Source organism: Streptomyces sp. GbtcB6 (assembly GCF_019091475.1).
GTDB classification, from domain to species: Bacteria; Actinomycetota; Actinomycetes; order Streptomycetales; family Streptomycetaceae; genus Streptomyces; species Streptomyces hyaluromycini.
The window spans coordinates 1-243 of record NZ_JAGXJL010000410.1; the positions used below are offsets into that span (position 1 = coordinate 1).

At 75.7% G+C, this 243-nt stretch carries 1 pseudogene; it reads left to right on the top strand.

The features are described 5' to 3' along the window. A pseudogene (locus KVT45_RS55530) lies at window positions 1-243 on the top strand (hypothetical protein); the annotation flags it as partial.

Below are 243 nucleotides of genomic sequence, written 5' to 3' on the forward strand. Positions count from 1 at the left end.
GCCCTGGACGACCGTCGAGCCGCAGACCCTCCGCCTCTACCCGGGGACCACGGGCTCGGTGGAGCTCACCTTCGCCCCGCCCCGCACCCCGGCCGCCACCGCCGGCCCCAACCCCTACGCGGTCCGCATCACGCCCACCGAGCATCCCGCGGCCGTCACCGTCCCCGAGGGCAACCTCACCATCACGCCCTTCTCCGAACTGCGCGCGGAGCGGGTCCCGCCCACGGTCAAGGGCCGGTTCCG